Raw genomic sequence first — 7,963 nt, forward strand, 5'->3', positions numbered from 1 at the left:
TAGAGCGTTTGTGGCGTTATGTGCCTCGGGAACAGACTTTGGTCTTGCGTAGCGAAGATTTTTTTGCTCATCCCCGGGAAGTGGCACACCAAGTTGCTAAGTTCTTAGAAATAGAGCCATGGGAGACCGAATGGCAACCGTATAATGTGGGGCAGTATACCCTTTCTGACATGGAACAGAGCGTCGCGCGTGAACTGCGCATTTATTTTCGACCGCACAATCAACGCCTCTATGCCTTGCTGGGGCGTGACCTGGGGTGGGAGGACGCATGACGCGCCTGCTCATCACCGGCATTACGGGGCTGCTGGGGCTCAACCTGGCCTGGGAGGCGGTCCAGGCGGGGCATAAGGTGGTCGGCGTGGCGGGAAGCCGTGACCTGCCCAACGCGCCCTTCTCCGTGCTGCGGGCCGACCTGAGCCGTCCGGGCGCGTTGGCCGAGGTGTGGCGGGCCGCCCGACCCGACGCGGTGGTGCACACCGCGGCCCTGGCCCAGGTGGACGCCTGTGAAAAGCAGCCCGACCGGGCCGAGCGGCTGAACGCCCAACTGCCCGGCGAGGTGGCCACTCTGGCACGGCAGGACGGGGTGCCGCTGGTGCACATTTCCACCGATGCCGTGTTCGACGGCCGGCGAGGCGACTACACGGAGGGCGACCTCCCGCACCCATTGAGCGTGTACGCCCGCACCAAACTCGCCGGGGAGCGCGCTGTCTTGGAAGCCTATCCTCGGGCAGCGGTGTTGCGGGTCAACTTCTTCGGCTGGAGCCTTTCGGGCGCCCGCAGCCTGGCCGAATGGTTCCTGAACAACCTCCGGGCCGGGCGGAAGATGTTGGGCTTTACCGATGTGTTCTTTTGCCCGCTTTTGGCGAATCACTTGGCCGAGGTCATCCTCACCGTATTGGCGAGGCAGTTGAGTGGTTTATATCACGCCACTGGTTCGGCCTGCCTGAGCAAGTACGCCTTTGGGGTGGCGCTGGCCGAGCGGTTTGGCTATGACCCGACCCTCATCCGCCCCACCTCGGTTGAAGAGGCGGGCCTGGCAGCGCGGCGTTCCCCCCGCCTGACCCTGCGCAACGAGAAACTGGCCCGCGCTTTGGGGCGCCCCCTGCCCGACTGGCGGCGAGGGATCGAGACCTTTTGGCGGCAGGCCCAGACGGGTTACCCGGAACGCCTGCGGGCGTGGGGGTAAGATGCGAGTCGCGAAGGGCGAATTGCGAGTTGCGCATTGCGATTGGCGATTTTAGGATGGAACTGGACCCGTGATGCCTGACACCCGACACCTGACACCTGAAATCGCGTCCATTCTCCGCCGGCCTTTCCTTGTCCTCGGCGCAGGTTCGATCGGCAAACGCCACATCTCCAACCTGCGTCATTTGGGCGTGGAGCACCTTTGGGTTTACGATCCTCAGGCCGAGCGGATGGCCGAGGCCCAGGCCCGTTGGGGCGTGCGTCCTTTCGAGTGCCTGGAAGAAGCCCTGGCCGCCGGGCCGTATGCCGTGTTGGTCTGCTCCCCGCCGGTGTACCACATCCTCCAGGCGCTGGCCGCGGCGCGGGCCGGCGCGCACCTGTTCATCGAGAAGCCCCTGGCTGCGTCGTTGGACGGCGTGGACGAACTCCTCGCCGAGGTGGAGACCCGGGGGCTGCGCACCCTGGTCGGGTGCAATTTCCGCTTTCACCCCGGCTTGCAGCAGTTGCGGGCGTTGCTCGCCCAGGGCGCCCTGGGCGAGGTGCTGTTTGCTCGCGCGGTGTTCGGCCAGTACCTGCCCGACTGGCATCCCTGGGAAGATTACCGCCGTGGCTACAGCGCCCGCCGCGATTTGGGCGGTGGCATCGTGCTCGACCGCATCCACGAACTGGACTACCTGGTCTGGCTCTTTGGGCCGGTGGCTCAGGCGCGGGGGCTGGTGGTGCACACCGGCTCATTGGAGATCGAGACGGAAGACTTGGCCGAGGGGTGGTTGCGTTTCCAGAACGGGGTGACCGCCTCACTCCATGTGGATTACCTGAATCGTCGTTACACCTGTCGCGCTGAGGTGCTGGGCACCGAGGGCACGGCCTGGTGGGACTTCGGCAGCCACTCCCTGCGCGTCTATCGCGCCGGAACCCAGGAAGAGCAAACCTGGGCCTGGCCCCGCTATCAGGTCAACGAGATGTATGTGGCCGAGATGGCGCATTTTCTGCGCGTGTTGGCCGGGGAAGAGGAAAGTCTGAAAGACCTCCGCCAGGCCAGGCATATCTTAGAAACCGCCCTGACCCTGCGTCAATCGCCGAACCCCTGGGAGGTGCCATGACCGTTGTGACGACTCATCCCATCGTGGGGATTATCCAGGCCCGGATGGGCTCCACTCGTTTGCCGGGCAAGGCCTTGTTGGACCTGGCCGGGGCGCCTTTTCTGGCTCGGGTGATCGAGCGGATGCAACACGCCGAGACCCTGGACGCCCTGGTGTTGGCCACCACCAGCGATCCGACCGATGACCCGTTGGTGGAACTGGCCGTCAGCCTGGGCGTGGGCGTTTATCGAGGCTCGGTGGACGATGTGCTCGACCGTTTCACCCAGGCGGCCCGACAGGCCGAAGCGGCCCTGATTGTGCGCATCACCGCCGACGATCCCTTCAAAGACCCTCAGGTGACCGATCACGCGGTCCGTCTGTGGCTTCAGGAGCCGACGTTGGACTATGTGAGCAACACCCTGGAGCCTACCTACCCTGAAGGGTTGGACATCGAAGTCTTCACCCGCGCAGCGTTGGAACGGGCCTGGCGCAAGGCCCGTTTGCCTTCGGAGCGAGAGCATGTGACGCCCTACATCTGGAAGCACCCCGACCGCTTTCGAGTGCGGAATTTCAAGTTTGCACGCGATCTTTCCCATCTGCGCTGGACGGTGGATTACCCCGAAGACCTGGATTTCGCCCGCGCCGTGTACGAGCGGCTGTATCACCCCGGTCGGGTGTTCCTCATGGAAGACATTTTGCGCTTGCTGGAAGCCGAGCCTGAGTTGGCCCAAATCAACGCAGGCTTTCGGCGCAACGAAGGTTACCTCAAGTCGCTGGCCGAAGACGCTCGGCAGCGCCAGCAGCCGCCTCATTGAGACGCAGCGCAGCACCGGGGAGGGAGCGCCTTTGCCTTTTGGGGTGAAGGCGCTCCTTCCCTGACAGGGAGGCTTTTGTGGGCCTGACGCGTCGTCCTGGCAAGGACGCTGGCGAGGCGTTGTATAATGGGCGCGAGTGCCGCGCTTCTTTGGCGTTGACCTTTTGTGCATCGAGGGAAGAAAATGAACGAGCGTATCGATCGGATCAGCAGCCGCGCGTACCAGTATGTTTGCGAGGTGCTGCAGAGCGAGTTTTTTGGCTCCAAAAGCGCGGGCATGATGAAACGTTTGGAGCAGGCCTTTGCCCGGCGTTTTGGCGTGCAGTATGCCATTTCGTTTATCAACGGCACCGCCACGCTGCACGCGGCCCTGGCCGCCGCGGGCGTGGGGCCGGGGGATGAGGTCATCGTGCCGCCCCTGACCATGGCCAGCACGGCGTTTAGCGTGCTCCACGCGGGGGCGGTACCCGTCTTCGCCGATATTGACCCGCGCACCTGGACCATCGACCCCAAATCCATCGCCGAGTGCATCACCGAGCGCACCAAGGCCATCATCCCGGTTTCCATTTACGGCCTCTCACCCGACATGGACCCCATCATGGAATTGGCCGCCGAGCACGACCTGTTCGTTCTGGAAGACGACGCCCAATGCTTCCTGGGTACCTACAAGGGGCGTCTGGTGGGTACTCTGGGGCACGCCGCCAGTTTCAGTTTCCAGAGTTCCAAACACATGACCAGCGGTGAGGGGGGCATGGTAATCACCAACGACCCGGATCTGGCCCATCGGGTGCGTCGCTTTGGCAGCCTGGGGTACGCCGCCGTGGGCGCTGGGGAGGGCAAGATTTCCAAAGAAGACATCCAGGATCCCGGCTACGCACGCCATGTAGAAGTGGGTTGGAATTACCGCATCCCCGAACTTTGCGCTGCCGTGGCCTTGGAGCAGGTGGAGCGTTTGGATGAACTGGTGGCGTGGCGGCAGGCGGCGGCCCGGTTGTACCAGGAAGCGATTGCCGGTTGTGACTGGCTGGTGCCTCAGTATGTGCCGGAGGGCTACGGACATGCTTACTGGACCTTTGTGGTCAAACTCGACCGCGACGACATCACTTGGCACGATTTCCGGCGCAAGTACCTGGAATTGGGCGGCGAGCCCTTTTACGGCGCATGGCGCCTCAACCACCTGGAGCCGGCTTTCCGCGGATGCACGTTTGCAGATTATCAGTGGCAGGACTTTGCGCCTGGCCTGTGCCCGGTGGCCGAATCCATCCAGCCGCGCCTGATGCAGTTCCCCACCAATTCCTTCGACCGCGCCACCATGGAGCGTCAGGCGGAAGTGCTGGCGAAGACGGTGGCGTATTTTGATTAGTTGCGAATGGCGAATATGGCGAATTGCGATAGAAGGAGGAGTGACATGGCCGAGATACGCATTGGAAAACGTCTTGTGGGGGATGGACACCCCACGTACTTCATCGCCGACATTGCGGCCAATCACGATGGCTCGCTGGAACGGGCGAAACTCCTTATCCGGTTGGCGGCTGAAGCCGGAGCCGATGCGGCTAAATTCCAGCATTTCCAGGCCCCAAAAATCGTTTCCGACTATGGATTTCGCGCCTTTGGGCGGCAACTTTCCCATCAGGCGTCCTGGAAGAAGCCGGTCTATCAGGTGTACGAGGAGGCGTCCATCCCTTGGGAATGGACGCCGTACCTCAAAGAAGAATGTGAAAAGTGGGACATCGACTTTTTCTCCTCGCCATACGACTACGATGCGGTGGACCACATTGAACCTTATGTGGAAGTGTACAAGGCCGGATCCGGCTTGATCTCCTGGCCCCAGTTGCTGGTTTACATGGCCCAAAAGGGGAAACCGGTGATCATGGCTTCGGGCGCGGCGGATATCGGGGATGTGGCCCGCGCCGTGCGTATGGTGCGCGAGGTGAGCGATCAAGTGGCTTTGTTGCAATGCAACACCAACTACACGGCCAGTGAGGAGAACTTCGACCACATCCATCTCAATGTGCTCAAAACATACAAGACGATGTGGCCGGATGTAGTGGTGGGGATTTCCGACCACACGCGAGGGCTGGCCGTGGTGTTGGGCGCGGTGGCGTTAGGGGCGCGTATCGTGGAGCGCCATTTCACCGACGACAACGACCGCGAAGGCCCGGACCACAAATTCGCCACCAACCCCGACGAGTGGGCGTTGATGGTCGAGGAGACGCGCAAACTGGAACGCGCTCTGGGTTCGGCCGACAAATTCGTGGCCGGGAATGAGCAGGATACCTACCTAGTGCAGCGCCGCTGCCTGCGCGCGGCCCGCGACATCAAAGCCGGCGAAGTGATCACCCGCGAGATGATCGATGTGCTGCGGCCCAACGTCCCCGGCGCCATCCAGGCCTGGGAGATGGACGCGGTGATCGGCACCAAAGCCCTCCGCGACATTCCCCAGGGCGACGCGCTGCGGTGGGTGGACGTGGGGAGACCGTGATGTAGTGAGGCCCGGATGTGGTGATGCCCTGATGCCTGGATGCCCTGATGCCCTGTGGGAGGTGGGTTTTGCCGGTCGTCAAACGGTTTGAGGAATTGCGGGCGTGGCAGGCAGCACGGGCGTTGGTCAAGGCGGTTTATCGGCTTCGCGTCGGGAGCCTTTTGCCAGCGATTGGGGCCTCAGAGATCAGATTCGACGGGCAGCCGTCTCGGTGATGAGCAACATTGCCGAGGGGTTTGAAAGCGGTACTGATGGAGATTTTGTTCGGTTTTTGACCCATACTCGCGGTTCGGCGGCTGAAGTTCAGTCGTTGTTGTATGTGGCGCGGGATGTTGGGTATTTGTCCCCGGCTGAGTTTGAGGCGCTTTATCGCTTGGCCGAAGAGGCCAAGGCGTTAAGCGGTGGTTTATTGACCGCCATCCGACGCCGTGCAGCTAAGACGCCTCGCCGGTAGACGGTTGGCCTCCGGGACTCTGGGCACTGGGCATCCAGATACTATACATGGATACTCTGTTCCGGGTTTTGGATGGTTAGCAGCGAGATCCGTGACACACCGATGAGAGTGCTTTACTTCTCCCTCGACTACACCCCACACGACCACCGTTTCCTGGCTACGTTGGCGGAGACGGAGCATGAAGTGTATTACCTGCGCTTGCAGCGTGGTCCGCGGCAGACGGAGAACCGCCCCGTGCCGGATGGGGTGCACATTGTGCGTTGGGCCGGAGGGCGGCGGCCCTTCCGCTGGCGGGATTTTCCGCGCTTGCTGGTCGATTTCCGTCGTGTGGTGCGCCGCCTGCAGCCCGACCTGATCCATGCCGGGCCGCTCCAGCAGGTGGCCCTCTTCCCGGCGTTGGCAGGGGCTCATCCTCTGGTGGCCATGTCGTGGGGGTCGGACCTGCTGCGCGATGCCGAGCGTAACGCGTTTTATCGCTGGGCGTCCCGGTTTGTCCTCTCGCGCGCTGATGCTTTCGTTGGCGATTGTGAAACGGTGGCGCAAAAGGCCCTGTCCCTGGGGTTCCCGCGGGAAAAGATGGCGATCTTTCCTTGGGGGGTGGATTTGACGCGCTTTTCGCCTGGCCCGGATGATGGGCTGCGGGCCCGGTGGGGATGGCAGGACGCTTTCGTGATCATCCATACCCGCTCCTGGGAGCCGCTTTACGGCGTGGAGGTGATGGCGCAGGCCTTCACGCGTGCGGCGCGGCAGGAACCCCGCCTGCGGCTGATGTTGCTGGGCGGCGGTTCTCTGGCTCCACGTCTGCGCGAAATTTGGCAACGAGGTGGGGTGTTGGATCGGGTACAATTCGTGGGCCAAGTGAGCCAGCGGCATCTGCCGCGCTACTATCGGGCTGCTGATCTCTACCTCAGCGCCTCCCACAGCGACGGCTCTTCAGTTTCGCTGATGGAAGCGCTGGCCTGTGGGCTTCCGGTGGCGGTGTCGGACATCCCTTCCAATCAGGAGTGGGTGCGGCAGGGAATCGAGGGCTGGCTCTTCCCCGATGGGGACGCGGCAGCCCTTGCCCGGATCCTGGTGAGGGCTGCCCGGATCCCTCGGGAGCAGTTGCAAACCCTGGGGTGGGCCGCCCGTCGGCGGGCTGAGGAACGGGCCAACTGGGCGCAAAATGTGCAACGTTTGCTGCAACTGTATGTCCTGGTCCAGAAACGGGAGTCTGCCCTGTGATTAGCCGGAATATACAAGTCTATTGCTTGCGGTTTGTCCCCATGGCTTTGCTCCTCCTGGCTGCCTTGGTGGCGGGGGGAATATATTTTTGGGCTTTGCGCCCTTGGGGACCATGGGCGTTCTCGGATTCGGTGGCTTATGTGGATGAGGCGCGTAATTTGCTTCAAGGCCAGGGGTTGATGTCACATACCACTCGAGGGGAGTTGGTATTCGTTTCCCATTACCCGCCAGGATATCCGGTATTGCTAGCCTTGGGCATGAGGTTCTTGTCTGGGGATTGGTTGGCGGCCGGACGCTGGATCGATGTCGTCTCATTGGTTCTTTTTTTGGTGGTGGCTGGTAGGGTAATGTTTGAGGCTGTCGGTGTATGGCCTGCCGGCCTGGTCACGATGATTTCCTTGGCCGTTTTTCCGCCCCTTACCCGCTTGTTTTTGGGTTTGATGTCTGAGCCCCCTTTTTTGGTTTTGGAAATGGTCGGGGTTTACTTGTTGTGGCGTTATGTCCTCACGGAAAAAAGAAGATACTTATATGGGGCTGGGCTGGTGATGGGGTTGGCTGTGTTGGTGCGGTATGCGGGCTTGTATGCCCTTCCCGTGCTGTTCCTGGTCCCATGGCTTTTTTCCCCGTCCCTGGATAATCCTCTCCGGATGAGGCACTCGTTGAATGTGACATTGTTGGTGCTGTTTCCCTTCGGGATATGGGGTGGTTTTTCTTTGTTGAAA

The 7,963-nt window shown here is 61.8% G+C and carries 7 protein-coding genes and 1 pseudogene; all 8 read left to right on the forward strand.

Going from position 1 to position 7,963, the window contains the following annotated elements; all coding sequences use genetic code 11:
• Positions 1-268: 268 nt before the first annotated feature.
• A complete protein-coding gene (locus G4O04_08535; protein HEY58563.1) occupies positions 269-1,186 on the forward strand; it encodes an SDR family oxidoreductase in 918 nt (305 codons plus the stop codon).
• 73 nt (positions 1,187-1,259) lie between these two features.
• On the forward strand, positions 1,260-2,288 hold the full coding sequence (locus G4O04_08540) for a Gfo/Idh/MocA family oxidoreductase (protein HEY58564.1): 1,029 nt from the start codon (positions 1,260-1,262) through the stop codon (positions 2,286-2,288).
• Positions 2,285-3,082 (forward strand): hypothetical protein, encoded by a 798-nt coding sequence (locus G4O04_08545; protein ID HEY58565.1) that lies wholly within the window; start codon positions 2,285-2,287, stop codon positions 3,080-3,082. The genes G4O04_08540 and G4O04_08545 overlap by 4 nt, the downstream gene beginning before the upstream one ends.
• Before the next feature lie 183 nt (positions 3,083-3,265).
• A complete protein-coding gene (locus tag G4O04_08550; GenBank protein ID HEY58566.1) occupies positions 3,266-4,444 on the forward strand; it encodes a DegT/DnrJ/EryC1/StrS family aminotransferase in 1,179 nt (392 codons plus the stop codon).
• A gap of 54 nt (positions 4,445-4,498) precedes the next feature.
• Positions 4,499-5,563: an N-acetylneuraminate synthase gene (locus G4O04_08555; GenBank protein HEY58567.1), complete on the forward strand. Its 1,065-nt coding sequence runs from the start codon at positions 4,499-4,501 to the stop codon at positions 5,561-5,563.
• A 47-nt stretch (positions 5,564-5,610) separates the two neighbouring features.
• Positions 5,611-6,017, forward strand: a pseudogene (locus tag G4O04_08560) (four helix bundle protein).
• 102 nt (positions 6,018-6,119) lie between these two features.
• Positions 6,120-7,241, forward strand: coding sequence for a glycosyltransferase family 4 protein (locus G4O04_08565; GenBank protein ID HEY58568.1), 1,122 nt, complete (start codon positions 6,120-6,122; stop codon positions 7,239-7,241).
• Positions 7,242-7,372: 131 nt separating this feature from the next.
• On the forward strand, positions 7,373-7,963 hold a 591-nt coding region (locus tag G4O04_08570), incomplete at its 3' end, for a hypothetical protein (protein ID HEY58569.1).

The sequence above is a fragment of the Anaerolineae bacterium genome, assembly GCA_011176535.1.
Lineage (GTDB): Bacteria > Chloroflexota > Anaerolineae > Anaerolineales > DRMV01 > DUEP01.